This is a genomic window from Mesorhizobium sp. LNHC229A00 (assembly GCF_000502415.1).
Classification (GTDB): Bacteria; Pseudomonadota; Alphaproteobacteria; order Rhizobiales; family Rhizobiaceae; genus Mesorhizobium.
The window spans coordinates 205,535-227,417 of the sequence record NZ_AYWQ01000009.1 but is presented as its reverse complement, the minus strand read 5'-3'; the positions used below and the strand labels follow the sequence as shown (position 1 = coordinate 227,417).

Genomic DNA, 21,883 nt, shown 5'->3' with positions numbered 1-21,883 from the left:
CCTGCTGCATCCGACCGGCGCGATCCTTCCACGCTACACCAGCTTGTAAGGGATTTGTTCGGTGTCCGGTGGCAGGCGCCAATGGTCGGGCGCGTCGTAGGCATAGGCCTTGTCGACGAGATTGAGCAGCAGGGCGATCTCCGGCCCGAGCGCCGTCACGCCGTGCCACACGCCTGGCGGGATTATGACGATCGCCGGCCGCAACGCGCCGAGTATCTTGTGCCACACCGTGCCGAAACTGGGCGAAGCCTTTCGGCCGTCATAGAGCGATATGCGGACGCTGCCGGCACAACAGAAGAGCCGATCCAGCGTCACCTTGTGCGCGTGCCAGCCGGTTACCGCGCCTGGATACATCGTGCGTTGAAACACCTGGCCGACAGGCGATGGATCAAGTCCCCACTCATCCCGAAAAACCTCGGTCAGATAGCCGTTGGATGTAGCGACCGGCCTGATTTCCTTGATTGTGACGCCATCGATCGACGGCGGATCAATGGCAAGCCAGTCTGATGTCACCGTCTGCCGGTCGGGTGTCCCGGTCGCCATCCAGCCATCCGGCATCGCATGGTCGTCACTGCTCATGTCCAAGTTCCCCAGCCTGGCGGTTTGATATGGGTTTGCCCCATCACTGGCAAGCCGGGCCCCGTTAAACAAAAACCCGTGGGATCGCTCCCACGGGCTTTTGGTCGCCTGAGACATTTCTGTTCCCCAAAGTCAGGGAAGCAGGATTCTAGCGATCAGGGGGTGCCGCCGCCGGGAATGCCGGGCGCCAGCTTGCTGGCGCCGTTGATGATCTGGCTGAGGAAGTTCTGGTCCTTGCCGCCGGTCGGCGTGGTGCGCGAAATGAAGTCGAAGATCTTGCCGTCCTTCAAACCGTAATTGGCGATCTGGGTGACGCGGCTGTCCGGGCCGAAATAGACCGCCAGCACTTTCTGGTCGACCAGCCTCGGCTTGTCGAATGCGACATAGCGCTTGCGCGTCTGCGAAATATAGTAAAACGCCTCATTGTCGAAAGTCGCCGTGGTCGACGGCGTGCCGAGCGCCAGGAGCACCTGCTCGCGGCTGGAACCGACCGGCACCGAATCGATCGCCTGCTGATCGAGGACATAGCCCTGCGTGAACGTCTCGCTCGGATTGAGGTCGCCGATCATCTTGTTGGTGTGGCATGCCGACAGCGCCGCAACGATAGCCAGCAGCGAGATCACGCCGGCAGCCCTGGAATTGAAACTCGACTTGAAATTCAGCGCGCGCAACAACAATTCTCCATTATATCGCCGCAACTTGCGCTGGGCCGCAAAACCGGTAAACCAGCTTGCTTGCCGATGCAACAAGGCCATTCAACAAACGGTCCCCGGAGACCATCCCCATGTTCCAGCGCCTTTTTGGCCGCGAACGCCACGCCAACCGCGCCATCACCGACGCGCTTTACGCACAAATCGTGGCGGCGGCGCGGCAGACTGTTTTTTATTCCCACTGGAATGTGCCGGACACGCCGCTTGGCCGTTTCGAGATGCTTTCGTTGCACATGTTCCTGGTCCAGCACCGCTTGCGCGGCGAGGACGGCGTGGCGCAAGAGATCGCGCAGGTGCTGATCGACGAATTCTTTCTCGACGTCGATCATTCGCTGCGGGAACTGGGCATTGGTGACGTGGGTGTGCCAAAACGCATGAAGAAGCTGGCGAAGATGTTCTATGGCCGCACCGCCGCCTATGATGATGCGCTGGAACGAAGCGACCATGACGGTCTGACCGCGGCACTTGCCCGCAATGTCCGTCCCGACGCCGGCGGCTGGCCGGAAGCGTCACGTTTGGCCGGGTATGTCGCCGAGGCCAGCCGGCAACTGAGTGCGCAGCCGACCGAATCGATCGTTGCCGGCACTGTGGCGTTTCCTGTAGCCAACGGAGGCTGATCGATGAAAGACGCGGGTATGCAAAGTCCGGTATCCTTTTTCGCCAATGTCGCGCGTCTGCCGCACAAAGGGCTGCCGGTTGTGATCGAGGCCGATGCCGCGCAGCGCGCGGCCCTTGCCGAGGCCCATGGGCTGCTGTCGGTCGAAGCCTATCGCGCCGAACTGCTGGTTGCGTCATGGAAGCGCAACGGCGTGAAGGTCAGTGGCCGTGTCGAGGCGGACATTACGCAGGCCTGCATCGTCACGCTAGACCCCATCGAAGCGCATGTTGAAGAGCCGTTCGAGGCGCTGCTCTTGCCCGAGGACTCCAAACTCGGACGGCAGGGATTCGAAGGCGGCGGCGAAATCCTGCTCGATGCCGACGGACCCGACAGTCCCGAGACATTTTCGGGCGACACCATTGATGTCGGGGCACTTGCCGAACAGTTCTTCGGCTTGGCCATCGATCCCTATCCGCGCAAGCCCGGCGCCTCGATTGGCACCGATGACGACACCGGACCGGCCGAGAATGAATTTCAGCAAAAACTGCGATCCTTGCTGCGAAAATCCTGAAAACCTTGCTCGCGACGGAAAAGTCGGTTGTGCGACAGCCTAAAACCGCTATTTTCGCCGAACCTTTGCGATCACTGAAACGACTTGCCGCCTAACCGTGAGATTAATACCGCGTGATCAGGATTTCCATCGATGCCATGGGCGGCGATCACGGACCAGCCGTGGTCATTCCGGCGCTCATGACGGTCGCGACCCGCCGTCCCGACATCCGCTTCGTCATCTACGGACGTGAGGAATTGGTGCGCCCGGAACTCACCAAATTCCCCAAATTGGCCGAGGTCAGCGAGTTCTTCCACTGCGAGATCGCGGTCAGGATGGATGACAAGCCGAGCCAGGCGCTGCGCCATGGCCGCTGGAAATCGTCGATGTGGAAGGCGGTCGAGGCGGTGAAGTCGGGCGCCGCGGATGCATGCATCTCCGCCGGCAATACCGGCGCGCTGATGGCGATGTCTAAATTCTGCCTGCGCACCATGGCGACCATCGATCGCCCGGCGATCGCGGCCTTATGGCCGACATTGCGTGGCGAAAGCGTGGTTTTGGACGTCGGCGCCACCATCGGCGCCGACGCGCACCAGCTCATCGATTTTGCCATTCTTGGCACCGGTATGGCGCGTTCCGTATTCGGCATCGCCCGACCCACGGTAGGCCTGCTCAACGTCGGCGTGGAGGAGATCAAGGGCCAGGAAGAGGTCAAGGAGGCGGGACGCATGTTGCGCGAAGCCAATATGGCCTCGATGAATTACCATGGCTTTGTCGAAGGCGACGATATTGGCAAGGGCACGGTCGACGTGGTGGTGACGGAAGGCTTTGCCGGCAATATTGCTCTCAAGACGGCGGAAGGCACCGCGCGCCAGATAGCTGGCTATCTGCGCGCCGCGATGAGCCGCACCCTGATGGCCAAGATCGGCTATATCTTCGCCAAGGGCGCCTTCGACCGCCTGCGCGAAAAGATGGATGTCGGCCGCTCCAATGGCGGCGTCTTCCTTGGGCTGAACGGCATCGTCGTCAAAAGCCATGGCGGTGCCGACTCGGACGGTTTCGCCGCGGCGATCGAACTCGGCTATGACATGGTGCGCAACAATCTGCTTGATCGCATCGAGGCCGATCTCGACCTGTTTCATGCGCGCAACCCGCATGCCCTGACATCAAGGAAATCCGACGTCGTTACCGACGCAAAGGAATAGGAAAGAATTTTGATCAGATCAGTTGTGCGCGGCACGGGCGCCGCGCTGCCCCGCCGCATCATGAAGAATGCCGATTTTGAAGGTATGGTCGAGACCTCCGATGAGTGGATCGCTCAGCGCACCGGCATCCGCCAGCGCCATATCGCGGCTGATGACGAGACGACGGCTTCCCTGGGCGAGGCCGCGGCGCGTGCCGCCCTTGCCGATGCCGGATTGACTCCGGACGATATCGATCTGGTTGTGCTGGCGACCTCGACGCCCAACAACACGTTCCCGGCTACCGCGGTCGAGATCCAGAACCGGCTCGGTATGCGGCACGGTTTTGCGTTCGACATGCAGGCGGTATGCTCGGGCTTCGTCTATGCGATGACGACAGCCGATCTCTACATCCGCGGTGGCCTTGCAAAGCGCGTGCTGGTGATCGGCTCGGAGACGTTCTCGCGCATCCTCGACTGGAGCGATCGCTCGACTTGCGTGCTGTTCGGCGATGGCGCCGGTGCGGTCGTTCTGGAAGCGGGTGATGGGGCCGGCACGATCGCCGACCGTGGCGTCCTGGCGGCCAGCCTGCGTTCCGACGGCTCGCACAAGGAAAAGCTTTTCGTCGACGGCGGACCATCGACGACCGGCACGGTCGGTCATCTGCGCATGGAAGGCCGCGAGGTCTTCAAACACGCGGTCGGCATGATCACCGATGTCATCGAGGCGACCTTCTCGGCCGCCGGTATTGCCGCCGACGATCTCGACTGGTTCGTGCCTCATCAGGCCAATAAACGCATTATTGACGCTTCAGCCAAAAAGCTCGGGATAGCTGAGCAAAAGGTGGTGGTGACCGTCGATTTGCACGGTAACACCTCGGCTGCTTCCGTACCGCTGGCGCTGTCGGTGGCCGTCGCCGACGGCCGCATCAAGAAGGGAGACCTGGTGCTCCTGGAGGCGATGGGCGGCGGGTTCACCTGGGGCGCCATTCTGGTTCGCTGGTAAGTGCAGAACGGTCCGGTTTCGGTCCTTGACCTTGCCGGATCAATTACTTAGGCTCTGCCGTTGTTGTGCCGATTTTATGTTTGAGCTGATGGGGCGGTCGCATGGGGGGAAAGACACTTACGCGCGCCGACCTTGCCGAGGCCGTCTACCGAAAGGTCGGTCTGTCGCGCACTGAATCCGCCGAACTCGTCGAGGCGGTGCTGGACGAAATCTGCGAAGCGATCGTGCGCGGCGAGACGGTGAAGCTGTCGTCCTTCGCGACATTCCATGTCCGTTCCAAGAATGAGCGGATCGGACGCAATCCCAAGACCGGCGAAGAAGTACCGATCTTGCCACGCCGGGTGATGACTTTCAAATCGTCCAACGTCCTGAAGAACCGCATCCTGCGTTCTCACCAGAACAGCAAGGCCAAGGGCGGCAAATAGCCTCCATTGCACGGTTGAAAACCGGCTCCGCGACAACGGCGGACTTGAATATTGCTTCACAAACCGCTGAAATAAGGCCCGATTCGGCAGCATGGCCGGATGGGTGTTCTGGCTTATGATCGATTCCGCACCTGCGGAACAAGCTCTTCTCATTGTTGAGCGGGATCTCGTCTGAGCGCCGTTCCGGGCTACACGCCAGCGTGAGGATTTCGCCCATGGACAAGAGCCCTGACGCCTTCCGCACCATCAGCGAGGTCGCTGAAGATCTCGACCTGCCACAGCATGTGCTGCGTTTCTGGGAGACGCGCTTCAACCAGATCAAGCCGATGAAGCGTGGCGGCGGCCGCCGCTACTACCGGCCGCAGGATGTGGAACTGATCAAGGGCATCCGCCATATGCTCTATGACCAGGGCTACACCATCAAGGGCGTGCAAAAGCTGCTGCGCGAAAACGGCAATCATTTCCTGGTCGCCATCGGCAATGGCGACATGGCCGCCGTCGAGGCGATCTCGCAGCGCAAGCAGGCCGATCAGGTGCCGCTGACGCCGGCAGCCCAGCCGCGCGGCGGAGATGACGAACTGGTTGGCCAGCCAAGGGTCAAGCCCAGCCGCCGCTTTTTCGGCCTGGGCAAGGGCGACGAGGAAGGTCCGGTTGCGCCGGACGCGTCGAAGCTCTCGCGTGACAACCGCGCGCTGCTGCAGGAGGCGCTGTTTGACCTCCTGGAATGCAAGCGCCTGCTCGACCAGGTGCGCTGACCGCCGCGAAGCGCTTTAAAGCCTCGGAACTGGAACTCGCTTTGGGATGAGGCGTTACGTTTCCTTCTGCAAGACAAGGAAACGCATGATGCCATCATTTTCGACCCTATCGGACATCGACCTCGAAAAGCAGGTCGCGGCTCTCTCGAGGGAGCTCGCCGCGTTGCGCAAGGCAGTGTCGAAGCGGGGTGGCGCTTACTATGAAGACGGCCGTGATGCTGCTCTTGATACCTATTCGGATCTTGCGGAGCGTCTGCGCGATGCTATGCCGGCAATCCGCAAACAGGGCAGGGTGATCGAGAAATCGGCACGCGACCATCCGGCGGCCGCCGCTGCGGTCGGCCTTGTCGTACTCGGTTTGGTGGCCAGCCTGCTGTTCAGCCGGCGCTGACTGCTACCCCAGGACAAGAATTTCCAGAGAGAAAATGGCGGCTCGCCCTCCAGTCGCGGGCGCCTTTCCCATTGATGTCAGCGAATTGCGATACCGCTCCGGAATCTGGCCGACGCGTGTCGAGCCGCACGATTTCCGCGGCGATCGCCGGGTTTGTCCAGAAGTCCCGGCCTTGGGATTGTGACCAGGAGAAAACCAGCCTTGGACAAGAAGCCAGGGCCGGTCTTCTCGTTGGCAATGCTTAGGCCTTGTTGCCCATCTTCTTCATGTGGTGATGATGATGATGGTGGTGGCGATGATGGTGACGGTGATGATGGTGGTGACGATGGTGATGATGCTTTGCCATAGGGGCCGCGTCCGCGCTTGTCGCGCCGACCACCGGCACCGCGAAAGCGATTGCAGCTGCAAGCCCGAGGGCCGAGAGGAGGGATTTCTTCATTGGATCGTTTCCTTTTTTTCGCGGGCAGGTACCGATCGGGCCGATATCCCCGACGCCGCGAACGGAATTACGCTCCTGAATTTTTTCGTCAGTATTTCCCGATTGTAGAATCTTGTTTCTGAACTGTTTCCGAGGAACCGGCTTCCTGCCCCATGATCGCCAGGGTCGAAAGCCGGCTGCTTTGGCTTACATTGGCGGGATCACACCATTGTTTCCGACCACGACGCGGCTGGAACTCAGCGTGCCGTCCGTCTCGCGCTGAGCGGTAACGAAGACCGTCGCGCTTGGCTTGAGATCGGTCGGGGCGGCCGGCGCAAAAGTCACGACAGGCGTGCCGTCGGGGATCGAGATATTCTTCGTCTGCCCATTGTCATAGGTCAGCGTCACGGCACGCCCGTTTATGTCGGTGACGTCCGCGACGGTGCCGTTGGTCATGCGACTGTTCGGCTCCAGGTCCCAGGGGCGATCACCCTCTCCAGTGCCTTTCAAGGCCGCGGGAAAGACCACCACTTCCAGCGCGCCGCTGCCGCCGTCGGCCTTAGAGACGGAGGCGATGCCGACGAAATCGCCCTGCTTGATGTCTTTCGCCGATGCGTTCGCGACGCCTGAAAGCTTCCACCCGTCTTTCAGCTTGATCGCGGCCGTGTCGCCTTGACGGGTTTTCACGGTCAGCAACGACGGCACGAAACTGACCACCGTGCCGCGCACGCGCAATGTGTCCGCCGCCTGCGTGCTGGCCACACCGATGCCGGAAAGCATGGAAATCGTGCCGAGCACGAGGAGAGGTGTCTTGAGGTTCATTGGAGTATCCTTTTTGGAAAGGCTGGCTGGAAGGAAATGGTTTCACGCCAGCGACGTCGAGATAACGAACGGGTGGGGCGAAACTGCCGGGCAAAACCCCTTCGCGCGTTCAAAACAACTTGATCAGAACAGGGCGAGGCAGATGCATGGGCATCCGGGTCACGATGCCGTGACGGCCAGATTGGCGCTTGGCAAATCGCTGACGAGAGGGCATCTTCCTGCTCGTCTCAGGCAACATCCCATTTTGATCAAACGCTTTCAGCCAACGGAGTTGCCAATGCCCAACAATGCAAAAAGCCACGCCCCCTCCCAACCATTAGCCAACGAGATCGGGCCGGATTACAACGCCCTCAGGGCAATGCGGGAAACGCGCGGATACAGCCTCGAAGCGCTTTCGCTGACCTGCGGTCTCTCGGTCGAAGAGATCGAGGACATCGAGCGCGGCCGGGCGGCCGACCCGGCGAAGCTGCGTCGTATTGCGTCCGCGCTTCGTCTGCCTCACGACACTCCGATTGCTTCCGCCGTGCGGACGCCGGCCGCACAAGGCCGGCCTCAGGCATAGAATCGGCGCCAGGCATGCGCGGAAAACCCGCCAAGGTCCGCTTGGCGGTTTCTTGTGGACACCATGGCATTCGCCGGTAGGCCGGGCTTGCCAATTTGCAGAGCTTGCCGATTTGGAGATCGCACGCGTTTATGCGTGCGGCCCCCAAATCCGCGCCAAATCGCATCTGCCGTGCAGCGGGTCTGAACCGTGAGTTTTTCGATATGAGCCTGGGTTCCGTCAGTGCCTTCTTCGCGGCTCGCGCGCCTGATATCGAGGTCGTCGTCACACAATCAAGTTCGGCGACGGTGGTCCTGGCGGCGGAGGCGCATGGTGTATTGCCGGCACAGATCGCCAAGACGATCTGCCTTCGCGTCGGTGACCGCACCATGCTTGTCGTGACCAGCGGCATCGCCAGGCTGGACAACCGCAAATTCAAGGACCGGTTCGGCGGCAAGCCGCGCATGCTGGACGCGCAAGAGGTTGTCGCTGCCACCAGCCATCCGGTCGGCGGCGTCTGCCCATTCGGCCTGCCGTCGCCGCTGCCGGTCTATTGCGACGTCTCGCTGCGCGAATTCGCCGAGGTCGTCCCCGCCGCCGGCGCCACCAACGCCGCTGTGCGCATCCCACCGCAGCGCATGGTTGATTTGACTGGCGCCGAGTGGGTCGATGTGTGCCAAGCCTAGTGCCGGATCCGACCCGGCGGGCAAAGGAACGCGCGATTCGAAAATTGGGTGATGCGGCAGGGCGGACTTTTGGGGGCAAGTCCAGCTTCGAAATGGTCGGAGTGGCCGGATTCGAACCGACGACCCCTTGACCCCCAGTCAAGTGCGCTACCGGGCTGCGCTACACTCCGGACCGGTCGCGATGTATCGTGATAACCCGGCTCGGGTCAACCGAAATTCGGCGTTAATCGCGCCGGTGCGGATGTGATGCCTGGTGGACCCGGCAATACCGGCCGCAATAGCCGCTGATGGCGGTATTCGAGCGCTATGGCACCCCAGATCAAACCGAGCAGCAGATACACATGGCGCCAGTGGTCGATGTCGATGAAGGTGCCGAGCCCGACATTGCCGATGAAGGCGACGTAGGCGCATAGGAGGTAAGGCTGCCACGGCCGATCGCGCAGCAGGATGCGGAATCCGGCTGAGATCGTCCAGACGATCAGCGTTAGGAACGAGACGAAGCCGATCCAGCCATAGTCCATCAGCATCTTCAGCCAGATGTCGTGTGTGTCCTCGCCGAAGATGGTGCCGAAGACCAGCGGCCCGATGCCGAACGGGTGCTCCATCGCCATCTGGAAACCGAGCGTGTAGCGGGCGAAGCGGCCCAGGCGTGCGGTGTCGTAGCTCTGTTCCAGATGCGCGCGGTTGGAGAACATGTCCGACACACCGGGCAGTTGCAAGATGACGATGACGGCGATGGCCAGCAGCGACAGCGCGGCGAGCGTCATGATCACCACGCGGAGCCGGAACATGCCGCTGGCGCTCTGCAGGAACAGGCAGCCGGTGAGCAGGATGGCCGAGACCGCGAACATGCCCCAGGCACCACGCGAGAAGGAGAAGAAAATGCCGGCGCTGATGATCAGCAGCGGCACAGCCAGCAGCGGCATGCGTGTGATCGGGCCCGTCAGCAGCAAATAGAGCAGATAGATGCCGGGCAGCACCAGGAACGGCCCGAACACATTCGGGTCCTGGAAGGCGCCGGCGGCGCGGTCGTATTTGGTGAAGATTTCGGCATCGGGGAAGGCATGGAAATAGCCCGCCATGCCAAGCAGCGACGTCGCCACCGCCGAAAGGACATAGGCATTGAAGATCAACCGGTAGAGGTTCGGCTGCATGGCCGTAACAGATGCGAAAAACACCGCGCTGAAAGCGAGAAACAGCGACACGGCAAGATAAAGCGGGGTGTTGGCGAGATCCGCCATCTGCGTCATGGAAATCATGCCGCCGATGTTCATCGTCACCAGCAGAACCAGAAGCGGCACGGCCGCGCGCGATATCCTCAGGCCGAACAGCGCCCAGATGGCGATCAGCGCGGACATGTAGATTTCGTAAGGCGCCGGCTCGCTGATGACGAAGCCCGACAAAAGAATGCCGAGCACGACCGCGCTCGAGGAGATCAGCGTGATCAGCTTGGCGTTGACTGCCGCGCGCGGCAGATCATGGCTGATCGCGCTCAATAGGCGTTTTCCGTGTTCAAGAGCCGGACCGGCGTCAGGAACAGGATGCGCAGGTCGAAAAGCAGCGACCAGTTCTCGATGTAGTAGAGGTCGTATTCCGTCCGCATGCGGATCTTTTCATTGGTGTCCATCTCGCCGCGCCAGCCATTGATCTGCGCCCAGCCGGTGACCCCCGGCTTGACCTTATGGCGCGCGAAATAGCCGTCCACCACCTCGTTGTAGAGCAGGTTGTGCGACTGGGCGGCAATGGCGTGCGGGCGCGGACCGATGAGCGACAGCGAGCCCAGCAGCGAGTTGAAGAACTGCGGCAGTTCGTCGATAGAGGTCTTGCGGATGAAGCGGCCGACAGGGGTGACGCGCGGATCGTTCTTGGTCACCGTCTGCTTGGCGGTCGGATCCGACCGGTCGGTGTACATGGAGCGGAACTTGTAGACCTCGATGATCTCGTTGTTGAAGCCATGCCGCTTCTGCTTGAACAGCACCGGTCCCTTGCTGTCGAGCTTGATGGCGATCGCGGCGGCCAGCATCACAGGCGAGAACACGACGATGCCGATGAGGCTGAAGATGATGTCGAAGGCGCGCTTGGCGACTGAATCCCAATCGTTGATCGGCTTGTCGAAGATGTCGAGCATCGGCACTGAACCGATGTAGGAATAGGCGCGCGGACGGAATTGCAGCGCATTGGAATGCGCCGACAGCCGGATATCGACCGGCAGCACCCAAAGTTTCTTCAGCAACTGCAGCACGCGCGATTCGGCGGTCAGCGGCAACGACACGATCAGCATGTCGATGCGGGCGATGCGGGCGAATTCGATCAGTTCCGAAATGGTGCCGAGCTTGGGATAGCCTGCGACGAGGGATGGCGAACGCTTGTCGTTGCGATCATCGAAGATGCCGCAGATGCGAATGTCGTTGTAAGGCTGCTTTTCCACCGAGCGGATGAGCACTTCCGCCGCCTTGCCGCCGCCAACGATGACGGCGCGCCGTTCCATGCTGCCATCGCGCGCCCAGCGCCGGATCAGCCTCGACATCACCAGCCTGAGGCCGAAGAGGCAGACGAAGGCGACGACGAACCAGGTGCCGAACAGCAGGCGCGAATAATCTTGCGACATCTTCATGGCGAATGCCGTCAGCGCCATCAGGGCGAAGGTGCCGGCCCAGACCAGCAGGATGCGCCCAAAATTGGCGATCGGCCGCATCAGGGACACCACTTGGTAGCAGTCGGTGACATCGAGCAGCACCACGGCGAGGAACGATGCGGCGGCGATCGTCAGCGGATATTGCCAGGCGAGATAATTGAAGAACCCGACATAGTAGAAATAGACGCCGAGCCCCGAGACCAGCAGCACCGCGAATTCGACCATGCGCAGCACGCCGCTGACCATGATCGGCGACATCGTATCGCGCCGGTATTGCGACGCGACCTGCCGGGCAACGTCGTTCATGCCGCCGGGCTTGTCGCCATCGGCAGGGCCGTCGAAGTGACGCACCGCTTCTGATGAAAAGCGGTGCGCGGGGTCGATCTCGTTCATGGAACAGTCCGCAAGCTTCCCCAGGGTGATTAGCAAAAGAGAGCTAAGAAACCCTTGAAACAACCTGTGGCTTTGGAAGGGCCCGAGCTAACTTTCGAGCGCGGCGAAGTAGGCCTTCTCGATTGCGGCGGCCATGACGTCGGCGCCGAAGCGCGCCCTGAGCGTGGATTCGTCAGGCATCAATTCGCGATAGGCGGCAAGGTTGCCCAGCGCCTGGCTCATTTTGTCGGCGAGTTCGGCCGGATCCGGCCTAATCAGGGCGGGGGAGCCTGAACCGAAAATCTCCGGTATGCCGCCAACCGAGGTCGCGATGACAGGTCTTGCCGCGGCAAGTGCCTCCAGCACGGTATAGGGCATGGCTTCCGCGCGCGAAGGAACGACGACGACCGCCCCCAGCACAAATGCCTGCCGGGCCGGCATTGGCGGCAGGAAGCGGACATTGCCTTCAAGCCCGAGGCGTTTCACCTGCGCGTGGTAGCGGGGCAGGTCGTCGCCGTCGCCGACCATTACGGCACTCGGTGCGCGGCCGAGCCGGGGAGCGGCGGCGGCCAGGGCATCGATGAAGATATCCGGGCCCTTGAGGTCCCGCATCATGCCAATATAGAGCAGATCTGCCGCATCGGCCCTGGTGGCTACCGGCTCGAATTCGGTGGTGCGAAGTCCATTGTAGACCAGCGTGTTCGGAATCGGCGGTTCGCCCACCTTCCTGCGGTAGGTCCGCCGCTCGTAGTCGGAGACGAACAGCAGGCAATCGGTGAAGCGCGCCATGAGATGCTCGAGCGCGAAGAACAGCTTTCCGGTGGCTGTGCTCTCGTCATAGTGGAGAGAGCCGCCATGCGGCGAATAGAGGCGGGCTACGCGAGACCTTGATACCCGCAACAATGAGCCGAACAGACGGGCATAGGCGCCACCCTTGGCGCCGTGCCCATGCAGCACGTCCGGCCGCAATTCCTTGATGATCCTGTAGGTGCGCCGGGCCGAGGCGAGGTCGCCCGGCCCGACATGGCGCTGCATTGGCGTACGATGGATGCCGAGCGCCAGCATCTCCTTCATCTGCCCGAAAAGACGCTCCTCGAATTCACCGCCCGTGGTCGAGTCGCAGACGATGCCGACCATGTGGCCGGCGGCGACCTGCGCTTCCGCCAGGTCGCGCACGTGCCGGAAAATTCCTCCCACGGGTGAGCGAAAGCAGTGGACGATCCTGAGCTTGTCCGCCACGAGGTGTCTGTCAGAACAGGCGTTCGCGGACGTAGACGGTATCTCCCGGCAGCAGGGGATCGGAGGTGACCACACGGCCGGTTATCACCTTGCCGTTGATATCGCGGGTGATGTCGACGCTCTCCTGGTTGGCGCGTGGCGTGAAGCCCCCGGCAATGGCGATGGCTTTCTGGACCGTCAGGCCGGGCACGTAGGAATACTGGCCGGCGGCGCCCACTTCGCCCATGACGAAGATCGGCCGGTAACGATCGATCTCGACCGAGACGTCGGGGTCGCGCAGATAGCCCTGCCGCAATTTGTCGGCGATCTCTTTTTCCATCTGCTGCGCGGTATGGCCTCGTGCCGGTATGGCGCCGACGAGCGGGAAGGAGATGTAACCGGACTGGTCGACGCTGTAGCTGTTGGTCAGGCCGTCCTGTTCGAACACTGTGACGCGGACCCGGTCGCCTGCGCCGAGGCGATACGGCTGTTCGAGGACCTCGTGGAAGGCGGCCGGCGTCGGCCGGTAGCTGGAACAGCCGGCGAGCATCGAAATGGCAAGCAGTGCGCGAAAGAGGGAAGCAGTGCTTTTCATGACCGGACAGGTACCTTCGACTGGCCGCTGCGATGTCGCAGCAAACATCTGGGATCGGGTCCGTTATCATCCTGTTAGGGTTAATGGCCGGTAAAGGAGCGCCCCAATAGCGTTTTAGCAGGCAAGGTTTCGCTATTTTATCGATTTTTTTGTCTGCCCCAGCAAATCCTAACGGAAGCTTACCGTGATCTTAACGGCTGGGTTACCATAGTTGTTTACGGTGCACCCTGATCCAGTTTCGGAGTAGGGATGCATGTCCGTTCAATCCGCGGCCGCAGACGTCGACGTTGATCTTAGGCAGCTCTTCGCCAGCCTGGGACGCAACTGGCTGCGGATTCTGGTCTTCGTTGTGGTGGTGACGGGGCTTGCATTCGTAGCTGCGTCGTTCGCGACCCGCCATTACAAGGCCCAGACGCAGGTGGAGATCGCCCCGCGAGAATCGGTCTACACGCGGCCCGCCAGCAGCAATCCGGACAGCGACAAGCCGATCCTCGACGAGCAAGGCGTTGCCACCCAGGTCCAGATAATTTCGTCCAACGAGATCCTCAAGCAGGTCGCCCAGAAGCTCGGCCTGTCGCGACTGCCCGAGTTCGACGAGACGATCGACATGTCGTCGCTGAGCCGCGTGCTGATCCTGCTTGGCCTGAAGAACGACCCGATGGATGTTCCGGCCGATGAACGTGTCCTGAAGAAGATGCGCGAGAAGCTCAACGTGTACGGCGTTGAAAAGACTCGCATCATTGCCATCGAGTTCTCCTCGGAAGATCCGAAGCTCGCGGCCGCCATCCCCGATGGCATTGCCGCCGCTTACATTGCGGGGCAGGGCGCGGCCAAGAGCGAATCGAACACCGCCGCCGCCGACTTTCTGGCGCCCGAGATCGCCGACCTGTCCAAGCAGGTCAGGGATGCCGAAGCCAAGGTCGCGGCTTACCGCTCCCAGTCCGACCTCCTGATGGGCGGCAACAATTCCACCCTGGCCACCCAGCAACTGGCCGAGCTGTCGACCGAGTTGTCGCGGGTGCGGGCCAACCGGGCCGCGGCCGAAGGCACTGCCGAGAGCGTGCGCAAGGCGCTGCAGAATGGCGGATCGCTGGATTCGTTGCCGGAAGTGCTGTCTTCCGATCTGATCCAGCGCTTGCGGGAGCGCCAGGTCGAGCTGCGCGCCAACATCGCCGATCTGTCGACGACGCTGCTCGACAATCATCCGCGTATTCGCGCGGCCAAATCGCAACTGGCCGATCTCGATGCGCAGATCCGCAGCGAAGCCCAAAAGATCATGAAGGGCCTGGCGATGCAGGCCGACGCCGCAAAGGCGCGCGAAAGCCAGCTGGTCGCCGACGTCAACACGCTCAAGGCCGCTTCGGCGCAGGCCGGCGAACAGCAGGTCGGTCTCGACGCGCTGCAGCGCGATGCCGCCGCCAAGCGCCAGCAGCTCGAACTTTACCTGACCAATTATCGTGAGGCGGCGTCGCGTCAGGATCGCAACTATATCCCGGTCGACGCCCGCATCGCCTCACCGGCTTCGATCCCCGCCGAGCCGTACTTCCCCAAGGTCGGGCCGATCGTTGGCGCTGCCGCCGCGGCTTCCCTTCTGCTGGCGGCCGTGTTCACGCTGCTGCGGGAGCTTTTCTCGGGCCGTGCCATGCGCCCGGCCAGGGGCGCGCGGTTTGAACCGATCGACGAGGTGATAATGCCGCCGGCCGCCTATCAGGAGCCGCCCACCCGCCTCGAACCGGCTGCCGCCACTGAGCGCGCCAATCGCACCGCCGACGTATCATGGCCCGAAACGGTCACCGAAACACCGGCCCGGCCGCGGCCTGCCGCCGAGGTCGAGCCCGTCGCCACAGCGGAGCCTGTCGCCGAGCCTGAACCCTTGGCCAAATCCGAACCCTTGACCAAATCTGAACCCGTGGCAGAGCCTGAGCCCATGGCTGAGCCGGAACCCGTGGAGGTTCGGCGGCCGCGCTCCGTGCTCGGTGAGATCGACGTCGAGAAGGCAGCCGAGAAGCTGATCGCCAGCGGGGCCGCGCGCGCCATCTTCGTTTCCCCCGAGGGCGATGAAGCGGCGGCGTCGGCGGTCCTGGTGGCGCGCGAGGTTTCCGACGCCGGACTGCGCGTCCTGCTGCTCGACCTGACTGCCTCGGGGGCTGCCTCGCGCCCGATGCTGGACAGCGGGCTTTTCCCCGGTATCACCAATCTGCTGGCCTCGCAGGCGCAGTTCAGCGAAGTGATCCATGGCGACCTCTATTCCGACTGCCATGTCATCCCCGTCGGTACCGCCGATCCGGTCCGTGCCATGCGTGCGGCCGATCGGCTGCCGATCATCATGCAGTCGCTGACAACAGCCTACGATCTGGTGGTGGTCGAGTGCGGGCCGGCCGATGCACAAGGCATCAGCCGTCTGGGCGGCGAGGCCACCGAGGTGTTCTTGTCCATGCTGGAGGCCGACGACGAGGTGACGCAGGCCGCGGTCAAGCTGATCGAGAGCGGCTATCCCGACCTGACGCTGGTGACGCCGCTCGGCCATGAGCCGCCAGGCAATCCGGTGCCGGGGCGGCGTTCGGCTGCCTGAAAGAGCCGCCGTTCAAAGGCACGCCTGGCCGCAAGCCGCGGCAGGCCTAGTTGTCGTCGTCGCCGGCGGCCAGTGGCGCCTGGCCGGCTGCCTTGCGGCGCAGAAGCTTGGCGAGCTTCCAGATTGTCGGGCTGTTCTTGACAAAGGCCTTCAGCCGCGCGCCCTGGCGAAGCGCCTGTCCCAGCGCACGGCCCTTGAGCGTCAGCGGGACGAGGACCTCGAAATGCCGGGTTTCGATATCGCACCATAACCGTTTGTAAGGTTCGTCTCCGACGGAGAAATCATAAACCGCGAACCCGCTCCGGCAGGCATCCTGGATGTTGTCGAAGAACAGGAAGTCGCCCGGGCTGGTGTGGGCAAGATCATCCTCGGCGATCGCTCCGAACTCGCAGATCAGCCTGCTGCCCGAGCGGCTCGTTCCGGTGACGGCGCGCAGCTTGCCGGCGACTTCCAGCCCGTGCACGACGAAGCAAGGCTTGTCGTCGGCAAGTGCTTGCTTGAACAGGCCCTGGAAGAAGGCGCGTGTCCGGTCGTCACCGAAGACGTTGGCGATGCCCATCTTGCGGAAGCGCTGTTCCTTCATCTCGAAGAACGCGTCGAGCAGCCTCTCCACGTCGTCGGCGCTGCTCGCCTCGATGCGCCGGTAGCTACCGACAGCCTCGAACTTGCGCGTTTGCGAGCGATGCTTCTTGCGTTTGCGCTTGCCGCTGGCGCGCAGCAGCAGCGCATCGAACCCGCCGCTGAGGTCGACGGCCAGCGAAAGATTGGGGCTGGCGAAGTGATCGAGCGATGCCAGCGGATTGGCGATGCCGTCAAGATCGGGGAGCAATCTTTCCAGCGCGATGAGATCTATGTCGGGCCGGAATTTGGCGATCGTCGCGAACATCGACCGGATGGCCGTGAGGTCGCCGCTGGCCAGCCATTGCGGTTCGACGGCGCAGAAATTGCCGTTGGCGTGGCGGCCGCCCATGAACTGGGCGACCCGCAACGGGCCGCGCTTGACCACCTCCAGCGCCAGTGCGAAGGCCGGCTTGCCCTCCAGTTCCAGCGTGGCAATGAGCAGATCGGGCTTGACCTCGGCGGCCCAGTTGAACACCCATGCCCCAGTTTGCGCCGGAGCACAGAGCGCCGAACGACAGAACGTCGCATATGCCGCGAGCCCCTCGGCGGCGGCAATGGAAACCGACGGCCCCGCGGCATTTCTGGGCAGTGTGCGTGGCGAGGCGTGGCTCGACGCGAGCCGCTTGCCATCAAATGACGCGGTCGCGTCAACCATACCTCAATCCTTAAGGCGTATTGATCCCGATTTGGGGGGCGCTCGGGCGTATTCCGTGCTTGGTTAGCCTAGGCGCAAAAGGTGAATGAATGATCGACGGTGGGGAGGCAATCCGGAAACTGGCGCTCAACGTCGCCCGTTATACCGGCCTCGCACCGCTGGCCAGGCCGTTTGTCGGCGGCATCGGCGCCATCCTGATGCTGCATCGCGTGACGGCGATGCCCGAAAAGCCCGACAGCGTCAACCGGCACCTCAACATCGCGCCCAGTTTTCTCGATGCGGTGATCGCCGACATGAAAGCGGGCGGCTATGCCTTCGTTTCGATGGATGAAGCGGTGGAGCGTATCAAGGCGGGCGGCAAGGGCGGCCGGTTCGCCACCATCACCGCCGACGATGCCTATCGCGACAACATGACCGAGGCCCTGCCGGTGCTGGAAAAGCATGGCGCGCCGCTCACCATCTATGTGGCGCCCGGGCTGATCGATGGCTCCGCCCACCTTTGGTGGGATGTGGTGGAGGACATCGTCAAGGCATGCGACCGGCTGACCTTGGCCACATCGAACGGCCCTGCGGTGATCGATTGCGCGACCCCCGCCAGGAAACATCAGGCCATCGCCCGCCTGCATGCCTATTTCACCACCGAGGTTCGCGAGGAAGACCTGCGGACCGTGCTGCGCGGTCTCGCCGCGTCGCATGGCGTCGACGCCGACGCCCCGCGCCTGCGCACGCTGATGACCTGGGATGAGATCCGCGCCGTCGCCGCGCACCCGCTGGTGACGATAGGCGCCCACACGATCAACCACAGCAATCTGAAGCGGCTTTCCGAGGCTGATGCGCGGCGCGAGATCGGCGCCGTCAAGGACATGCTGCGGACCGGGCTTGGCGAGGAGCCGAGCCATTTTGCCTATCCCTATGGCTATGCCAGCGCCGTCGGCTGCCGCGAAGTGGGCTTTGCGCGCGACGCCGGCTATGCCTCCGCGGTGACCACCCGCCACGGCGTGCTGCGCGCCGAACATGCCGGCTTCCTGCATGCCCTGCCGCGCATTTCGGTCAATGGCCGCTACCAGAGCCTCGCCCACATCCGCACTATGCTGTCGGGCGTGACGACCCCGCTCGCCAATGCCGGCAAGATGCTTGTTACCGTCTGACGTACGGCCTGACCGGGCAGGGCTCAGCGCTTAGTCCGCGGCTCCAGCATCAGCCATTTGATGATGCCCATCGCCGGCAGCACCCAAAGCAGGCCGCTGACGAGGAAAAACAGGAATTGCACCAGCGCGCCCGATTCCGACAGGCGGGCGACGGCGAAGATCGAGGCGACCAGCGCGTAGATGATGACCAGCGCCAACAGCAGGAACATTCCGATCAGTTTTTTCAGGCGAATTGGCATGTCTTGGCCTCGTTGATGGCTACCGCTTAGGCCGAACGCGGGGCACGCGCAACCCACGACGCCGGGCGCGACGGCGTGCCGCGCTGCGCGGCCTTGCCAGCCGGAGTGCGATGGTTCACCAATCCGCGACATTCAACCTGCCGGGACATATCCATGGCCGCCATCACTGCCGCCGCGCCCTATCAGGCCCGCGACCGCGATCTGCACAACCGGGCACTCGTGCGCGGCTGGCTTTACGTCGTGCTCCTGGTGCTGTTCGCGCTGGTGCTGGTTGGCGGCGCCACGCGGTTGACCCAATCCGGCCTTTCGATCACCGAATGGCAGCCGATCCACGGCGTCATCCCGCCGCTCAACGACGCCGAGTGGCAGGAGGAATTCCAGCGCTATCAACAGATCCCGCAATACACCGAACTCAACAAGGGCATGAGCGTCGAGGCGTTCAAGTCGATCTTCTGGTGGGAATGGGCGCATCGCCTGCTGGCGCGCAGCGTCGGTCTGGTCTTTGCCTTGCCGCTGCTGGTCTTCTGGGCGACGCGTCGCATCGAGCGCGGCCTTGGGCCGAAACTGGTCGGCATTCTGCTTCTCGGCGGCCTTCAGGGGGCCATCGGCTGGTGGATGGTGGCATCCGGACTGGCCGACCGCGTCTCGGTGAGCCAGTACAGGCTGGCGACGCATCTCACGCTGGCGGCACTGATCTTCACCGCGACCATGGTCGTCGCGCGTGGCCTGGCGCCGCATTCCGAACCCGCGGCCGATCGCTCGACGCAGCGTCTGGCCGGTTTCATCGTGCTTTTGGCGCTGGTCCAGATCTATATCGGCGGTCTGGTCGCCGGTCTCGACGCCGGCATGAGCTACAACACGTGGCCGCTGATGGACGGCCGGATCATCCCCGGCGATCTGCTCATCCTCGAGCCGGCGTGGCGCAATTTCTTCGAAAGCCCGAAAACGGTGCAGTTCATCCACCGGCTTGGCGCCTATACGGTGTTTGCCGTCGCGCTCTGGCACCTGATCGCCACGCGTCGGCGGCTGCCCGGCTCGACGCACGCGCGACGCGCGACACTGTTGTTCGTTCTGGTGCTGGTGCAGGCTTCGATCGGTATTTGTACGCTGCTGATGCAGGTGCCCTTGCACATGGCGCTGACCCATCAGGCTTTTGCGCTCGTCGTGCTGGGCTTTGCCGCAGCGCATTGGCGCGGCACCAAGGGCGCCTATCCCTTGCCCAACGAGATTGCCGTCGGACGTTGAGTGCCGCCGATCACATCCAGAATTCGTTCGACTGCGTCTTCTTCTCGCCGTCGAATTCGGCCTGACGCAGGGCGGCGGCGGATGGTGCCGATTTGTCATGGCCGGCCTTGGCCGCCTGGCCTTCCGTGATTCAGAAACGGGCCCGCACCGTCTGGATCGCCATGGCGACCGACAGTTCGCGGTTCTCCTCGATCGCATTGCCGTCCTCATGGTGCCAGGCCGCGGACAGGCAGCCATAGGCGAAGGCGTGGTCCAGTATCGCTGCCGGTGATTGCCCCAGCGTCCGGGCAAAGATTTCGGCCATAAGCGCGATCCGCTCCAGGGCTAGGCAAAGTGCATCGCGATCGAGCGGGTTGTAAAACATGTTGGCGGCGTCGAAGCCGGGATCGCCGAGCACGCCCTTCGGATCGATCGCCAGCCAGCCGCGCGGTCCCCGCAGGATGTTCTCGTGATGCAGGTCGCCATGCAGTGGCCTGATCTCATGCGGATTGGCCAGCAGTCGATCCGCGATGGCCGCGGCCTCGACATAGAGGCTGTGATCGCCGAGGTCACGATCGCGTGCGGCCTTCTTGAAAAGACTGGCGAACCGCTCCCTCAGCGGCTGAAGCTCGGGCGGGTAGGGGTGATCAGATGGCGAAAACAATTTCGCCATCACATCCGCCGCGATGGCGGTCGCTGCATTGTTGCCTTGTTCGTCGAGAACCTGCGACAGAAGTGTGTCCCCGCCATATTCGAGCAGCATGGAATGCCCGTCGCGGCCGAGAAGCCGCACCGCTCCTTCGCCGCGCCGCCAGGCAAGGAAATGCTCGCCGCGCAACTCGTCTGCAACGTCGTCGAACGGCTTCAGTGCCTTCACGATGGCAGGTGACCCGTCCTCAAGCCGCACCTTCCAGATGCGGCTCGAAAAGGTCTCGGCCACGAGTTCCGGTTCGCTGACCTTCCAGCGCGCTGGAAAGGCTGGTGCGTCCATCAGAGACCGAGCATCAGGTCCATGTTCTGGACGGCCGCACCCGAAGCGCCCTTGCCGAGATTGTCATAGACCGCCAGCAGCAGCGCCTGGGCTCTGCTGTCGTTGGCAAAGACATAGAGCTTCATGCGGTTGGTGCCGTTGTAGATCTCCGGATCGATGTCAGGCACGCGTTCCAGATGCGCATAGGGCGCCACCTCGACCACACCGCCCTTGATCGCGGCGAAATGGTCCGAAATGGCGGTGTGAAGTTCGGCGCCCGTCGGCACGCGGTCGAGGCCACCGAGCTGCAGCGGCACCACCGTGATCATGCCTTGCGCGAAATTGCCCACCGCCGGCTGCATGATCGGATCATGCGATAGCTTCGCATAGGCTTTCAATTCCGGCACGTGCTTGTGCTGCAGGGTCAGGCCATAGGGCAGGAATTCCGAGGCGTCCTCGCCCTTGGCGACGTAGTCCTCGATCATCGGGCGCCCGCCGCCCGAATACCCCGTAATGCCGTTGACCGCGACCGGGAAACTCGCCGGCAACAGGCCCGCGGTGACCAGTGGCCTGAGCGTCGCGATCGGCCCCTGCGGCCAGCAGCCGGGATTGGCGACGCGCTTGGCCGTGGCGATCTTTTTCGCCTGCTCCTTGTCCAGTTCGGCGAAGCCATATTCCCAGCCTTCGGCCACTCGATGCGCGGTCGACGCATCGATGACCTTGGTGGTTTCGTTGGCGATCAGCGAGACGCTTTCCTTGGCCGCATCGTCGGGCAGGCACAGGATCGCGATATCGGCGGCGTTGAGGAATTCGGCGCGCGCGGCCGTTTCCTTGCGGCGCTCGACCGGGATGGAAATGATCTCCAGATCGCCGCGCTCGGCAAGCAGCGCCCGGATCTGGAGGCCGGTAGTGCCGTGCTCGCCGTCGATGAAGATTTTCGGTTTCATTGCCTGATCAAATTCCCTGATATCTC

At 62.8% G+C, this 21,883-nt stretch carries 24 protein-coding genes and 1 tRNA gene; 12 read left to right on the top strand and 13 right to left on the bottom strand.

Going from position 1 to position 21,883, the window contains the following annotated elements:
• Positions 1-33 precede the first annotated feature (33 nt).
• Together X742_RS150445 and X742_RS150450 are read right to left on the bottom strand one after the other, a co-directional pair.
• Complete coding sequence (locus tag X742_RS150445; protein ID WP_051407651.1) at positions 34-579, bottom strand: dTDP-4-dehydrorhamnose 3,5-epimerase family protein; 546 nt, start codon at positions 577-579, stop codon at positions 34-36.
• 155 nt (positions 580-734) lie between these two features.
• A complete protein-coding gene (locus X742_RS150450) occupies positions 735-1,250 on the bottom strand; it encodes an outer membrane protein assembly factor BamE (RefSeq protein ID WP_023773257.1) in 516 nt (171 codons plus the stop codon).
• 113 nt (positions 1,251-1,363) lie between these two features.
• On the opposite strand from X742_RS150450, the gene X742_RS150455 reads away from it, so the two are divergent.
• The 7 genes from X742_RS150455 (at position 1,364) to X742_RS150485 (ending at position 6,194) form a co-directional block, all read left to right on the top strand.
• Positions 1,364-1,906 (top strand): ubiquinol-cytochrome C chaperone family protein, encoded by a 543-nt coding sequence (locus X742_RS150455; RefSeq protein WP_023773256.1) that lies wholly within the window; start codon positions 1,364-1,366, stop codon positions 1,904-1,906.
• A 3-nt stretch (positions 1,907-1,909) separates the two neighbouring features.
• Positions 1,910-2,458 carry a DUF177 domain-containing protein gene (locus X742_RS150460; RefSeq protein WP_023773255.1) on the top strand — a complete coding sequence of 183 codons (549 nt, stop codon included), beginning with the start codon at positions 1,910-1,912 and terminating at the stop codon, positions 2,456-2,458.
• A gap of 113 nt (positions 2,459-2,571) precedes the next feature.
• A complete protein-coding gene (plsX, locus tag X742_RS150465; protein WP_023773254.1) occupies positions 2,572-3,642 on the top strand; it encodes a phosphate acyltransferase PlsX in 1,071 nt (356 codons plus the stop codon).
• Positions 3,643-3,651: 9 nt separating this feature from the next.
• Positions 3,652-4,623 carry a beta-ketoacyl-ACP synthase III gene (locus X742_RS150470; RefSeq protein WP_023773253.1) on the top strand — a complete coding sequence of 324 codons (972 nt, stop codon included), beginning with the start codon at positions 3,652-3,654 and terminating at the stop codon, positions 4,621-4,623.
• 101 nt (positions 4,624-4,724) lie between these two features.
• Positions 4,725-5,048 (top strand): integration host factor subunit alpha, encoded by a 324-nt coding sequence (locus tag X742_RS150475; RefSeq protein ID WP_010915609.1) that lies wholly within the window; start codon positions 4,725-4,727, stop codon positions 5,046-5,048.
• Positions 5,049-5,263: 215 nt separating this feature from the next.
• Positions 5,264-5,803, top strand: a complete 540-nt coding sequence (locus X742_RS150480; protein ID WP_015318228.1) for a MerR family transcriptional regulator — start codon at positions 5,264-5,266, stop codon at positions 5,801-5,803.
• Positions 5,804-5,891: 88 nt separating this feature from the next.
• The gene (locus X742_RS150485; RefSeq protein WP_023773252.1) at positions 5,892-6,194 is read left to right on the top strand and encodes a hypothetical protein; all 303 of its coding nucleotides are present in this window, start codon (positions 5,892-5,894) and stop codon (positions 6,192-6,194) included.
• Positions 6,195-6,435: 241 nt separating this feature from the next.
• On the opposite strand, the gene X742_RS1000000172625 is transcribed toward X742_RS150485, so the two are convergent.
• Together X742_RS1000000172625 and X742_RS150490 are read right to left on the bottom strand one after the other, a co-directional pair.
• Positions 6,436-6,633 carry a hypothetical protein gene (locus tag X742_RS1000000172625; RefSeq protein ID WP_084567499.1) on the bottom strand — a complete coding sequence of 66 codons (198 nt, stop codon included), beginning with the start codon at positions 6,631-6,633 and terminating at the stop codon, positions 6,436-6,438.
• 186 nt (positions 6,634-6,819) lie between these two features.
• Positions 6,820-7,434 (bottom strand): hypothetical protein, encoded by a 615-nt coding sequence (locus tag X742_RS150490; RefSeq protein ID WP_023773250.1) that lies wholly within the window; start codon positions 7,432-7,434, stop codon positions 6,820-6,822.
• A 277-nt stretch (positions 7,435-7,711) separates the two neighbouring features.
• On the opposite strand from X742_RS150490, the gene X742_RS150495 reads away from it, so the two are divergent.
• Together X742_RS150495 and X742_RS150500 are read left to right on the top strand one after the other, a co-directional pair.
• Entirely contained in the window at positions 7,712-7,996 is a 285-nt protein-coding gene (locus tag X742_RS150495; RefSeq protein ID WP_023773249.1) for a helix-turn-helix transcriptional regulator, read from the top strand.
• Between the two features lie 203 nt (positions 7,997-8,199).
• Positions 8,200-8,661, top strand: coding sequence for a YbaK/EbsC family protein (locus tag X742_RS150500; protein WP_023773248.1), 462 nt, complete (start codon positions 8,200-8,202; stop codon positions 8,659-8,661).
• Between the two features lie 93 nt (positions 8,662-8,754).
• Here the strand turns inward: X742_RS150500 and X742_RS150505 are convergent.
• The 5 genes from X742_RS150505 to X742_RS150525 all read right to left on the bottom strand — a co-directional run bounded on the left by X742_RS150505 (position 8,755) and on the right by X742_RS150525 (position 13,481).
• Positions 8,755-8,831, bottom strand: a tRNA-Pro gene (locus tag X742_RS150505).
• Between the two features lie 36 nt (positions 8,832-8,867).
• Complete coding sequence (locus X742_RS150510; RefSeq protein ID WP_023773247.1) at positions 8,868-10,157, bottom strand: O-antigen ligase family protein; 1,290 nt, start codon at positions 10,155-10,157, stop codon at positions 8,868-8,870.
• The gene (locus tag X742_RS150515) at positions 10,154-11,689 is read right to left on the bottom strand and encodes an undecaprenyl-phosphate glucose phosphotransferase (RefSeq protein ID WP_023773246.1); all 1,536 of its coding nucleotides are present in this window, start codon (positions 11,687-11,689) and stop codon (positions 10,154-10,156) included. The genes X742_RS150510 and X742_RS150515 overlap by 4 nt, the downstream gene beginning before the upstream one ends.
• Positions 11,690-11,776: 87 nt before the next feature.
• On the bottom strand, positions 11,777-12,907 hold the full coding sequence (locus tag X742_RS150520; RefSeq protein WP_023773245.1) for a glycosyltransferase: 1,131 nt from the start codon (positions 12,905-12,907) through the stop codon (positions 11,777-11,779).
• Between the two features lie 10 nt (positions 12,908-12,917).
• Positions 12,918-13,481, bottom strand: a complete 564-nt coding sequence (locus X742_RS150525) for a polysaccharide biosynthesis/export family protein (protein WP_023773244.1) — start codon at positions 13,479-13,481, stop codon at positions 12,918-12,920.
• A gap of 253 nt (positions 13,482-13,734) precedes the next feature.
• Between X742_RS150525 and X742_RS150530 the strand changes: the two genes are divergently transcribed.
• Positions 13,735-16,053 (top strand): Wzz/FepE/Etk N-terminal domain-containing protein, encoded by a 2,319-nt coding sequence (locus X742_RS150530; RefSeq protein WP_023773243.1) that lies wholly within the window; start codon positions 13,735-13,737, stop codon positions 16,051-16,053.
• Between the two features lie 46 nt (positions 16,054-16,099).
• Here X742_RS150530 and X742_RS150535 read toward each other — a convergent pair whose 3' ends face one another.
• Complete coding sequence (locus tag X742_RS150535; protein ID WP_023773242.1) at positions 16,100-17,329, bottom strand: GNAT family N-acetyltransferase; 1,230 nt, start codon at positions 17,327-17,329, stop codon at positions 16,100-16,102.
• A gap of 89 nt (positions 17,330-17,418) precedes the next feature.
• On the opposite strand from X742_RS150535, the gene X742_RS150540 reads away from it, so the two are divergent.
• Positions 17,419-18,477 carry a polysaccharide deacetylase family protein gene (locus X742_RS150540; RefSeq protein WP_023773241.1) on the top strand — a complete coding sequence of 353 codons (1,059 nt, stop codon included), beginning with the start codon at positions 17,419-17,421 and terminating at the stop codon, positions 18,475-18,477.
• Positions 18,478-18,500: 23 nt separating this feature from the next.
• Here X742_RS150540 and X742_RS150545 read toward each other — a convergent pair whose 3' ends face one another.
• Positions 18,501-18,716 (bottom strand): DUF2842 domain-containing protein, encoded by a 216-nt coding sequence (locus tag X742_RS150545; protein ID WP_015318215.1) that lies wholly within the window; start codon positions 18,714-18,716, stop codon positions 18,501-18,503.
• Positions 18,717-18,869: 153 nt separating this feature from the next.
• Here X742_RS150545 and X742_RS150550 point away from each other — a divergent pair, with 153 nt between their 5' ends.
• Positions 18,870-19,961, top strand: a complete 1,092-nt coding sequence (locus X742_RS150550; protein WP_023773240.1) for a COX15/CtaA family protein — start codon at positions 18,870-18,872, stop codon at positions 19,959-19,961.
• A gap of 130 nt (positions 19,962-20,091) precedes the next feature.
• Here X742_RS150550 and X742_RS150555 read toward each other — a convergent pair whose 3' ends face one another.
• Positions 20,092-20,934 carry an aminoglycoside phosphotransferase family protein gene (locus X742_RS150555; protein WP_198019221.1) on the bottom strand — a complete coding sequence of 281 codons (843 nt, stop codon included), beginning with the start codon at positions 20,932-20,934 and terminating at the stop codon, positions 20,092-20,094.
• Positions 20,931-21,857, bottom strand: a complete 927-nt coding sequence (gene argC / locus X742_RS150560) for an N-acetyl-gamma-glutamyl-phosphate reductase (protein ID WP_023773238.1) — start codon at positions 21,855-21,857, stop codon at positions 20,931-20,933. Before argC ends, X742_RS150555 begins: the two co-directional genes overlap by 4 nt.
• Positions 21,858-21,883: the final 26 nt, after the last annotated feature.

What these genes read in the sequence shown, in the direction of transcription:
- X742_RS150530 (WP_023773243.1), top strand. Translation starts at nt 13,735, where the DNA reads ATGTCCGTTCAATCCGCGGCCGCAGACGTCGACGTTGATCTTAGGCAG.
- X742_RS150445 (WP_051407651.1), bottom strand. Translation starts at nt 579, where the DNA reads ATGAGCAGTGACGACCATGCGATGCCGGATGGCTGGATGGCGACCGGG.
- argC (WP_023773238.1), bottom strand. Translation starts at nt 21,857, where the DNA reads ATGAAACCGAAAATCTTCATCGACGGCGAGCACGGCACTACCGGCCTC.
- X742_RS150455 (WP_023773256.1), top strand. Translation starts at nt 1,364, where the DNA reads ATGTTCCAGCGCCTTTTTGGCCGCGAACGCCACGCCAACCGCGCCATC.
- X742_RS150500 (WP_023773248.1), top strand. Translation starts at nt 8,200, where the DNA reads ATGAGCCTGGGTTCCGTCAGTGCCTTCTTCGCGGCTCGCGCGCCTGAT.
- X742_RS150540 (WP_023773241.1), top strand. Translation starts at nt 17,419, where the DNA reads ATGATCGACGGTGGGGAGGCAATCCGGAAACTGGCGCTCAACGTCGCC.
- X742_RS150525 (WP_023773244.1), bottom strand. Translation starts at nt 13,481, where the DNA reads ATGAAAAGCACTGCTTCCCTCTTTCGCGCACTGCTTGCCATTTCGATG.
- X742_RS150515 (WP_023773246.1), bottom strand. Translation starts at nt 11,689, where the DNA reads ATGAACGAGATCGACCCCGCGCACCGCTTTTCATCAGAAGCGGTGCGT.
- X742_RS1000000172625 (WP_084567499.1), bottom strand. Translation starts at nt 6,633, where the DNA reads ATGAAGAAATCCCTCCTCTCGGCCCTCGGGCTTGCAGCTGCAATCGCT.
- X742_RS150475 (WP_010915609.1), top strand. Translation starts at nt 4,725, where the DNA reads ATGGGGGGAAAGACACTTACGCGCGCCGACCTTGCCGAGGCCGTCTAC.
- X742_RS150485 (WP_023773252.1), top strand. Translation starts at nt 5,892, where the DNA reads ATGCCATCATTTTCGACCCTATCGGACATCGACCTCGAAAAGCAGGTC.
- X742_RS150460 (WP_023773255.1), top strand. Translation starts at nt 1,910, where the DNA reads ATGAAAGACGCGGGTATGCAAAGTCCGGTATCCTTTTTCGCCAATGTC.
- X742_RS150535 (WP_023773242.1), bottom strand. Translation starts at nt 17,329, where the DNA reads ATGGTTGACGCGACCGCGTCATTTGATGGCAAGCGGCTCGCGTCGAGC.
- X742_RS150480 (WP_015318228.1), top strand. Translation starts at nt 5,264, where the DNA reads ATGGACAAGAGCCCTGACGCCTTCCGCACCATCAGCGAGGTCGCTGAA.
- X742_RS150490 (WP_023773250.1), bottom strand. Translation starts at nt 7,434, where the DNA reads ATGAACCTCAAGACACCTCTCCTCGTGCTCGGCACGATTTCCATGCTT.
- X742_RS150495 (WP_023773249.1), top strand. Translation starts at nt 7,712, where the DNA reads ATGCCCAACAATGCAAAAAGCCACGCCCCCTCCCAACCATTAGCCAAC.
- X742_RS150545 (WP_015318215.1), bottom strand. Translation starts at nt 18,716, where the DNA reads ATGCCAATTCGCCTGAAAAAACTGATCGGAATGTTCCTGCTGTTGGCG.
- X742_RS150550 (WP_023773240.1), top strand. Translation starts at nt 18,870, where the DNA reads ATGGCCGCCATCACTGCCGCCGCGCCCTATCAGGCCCGCGACCGCGAT.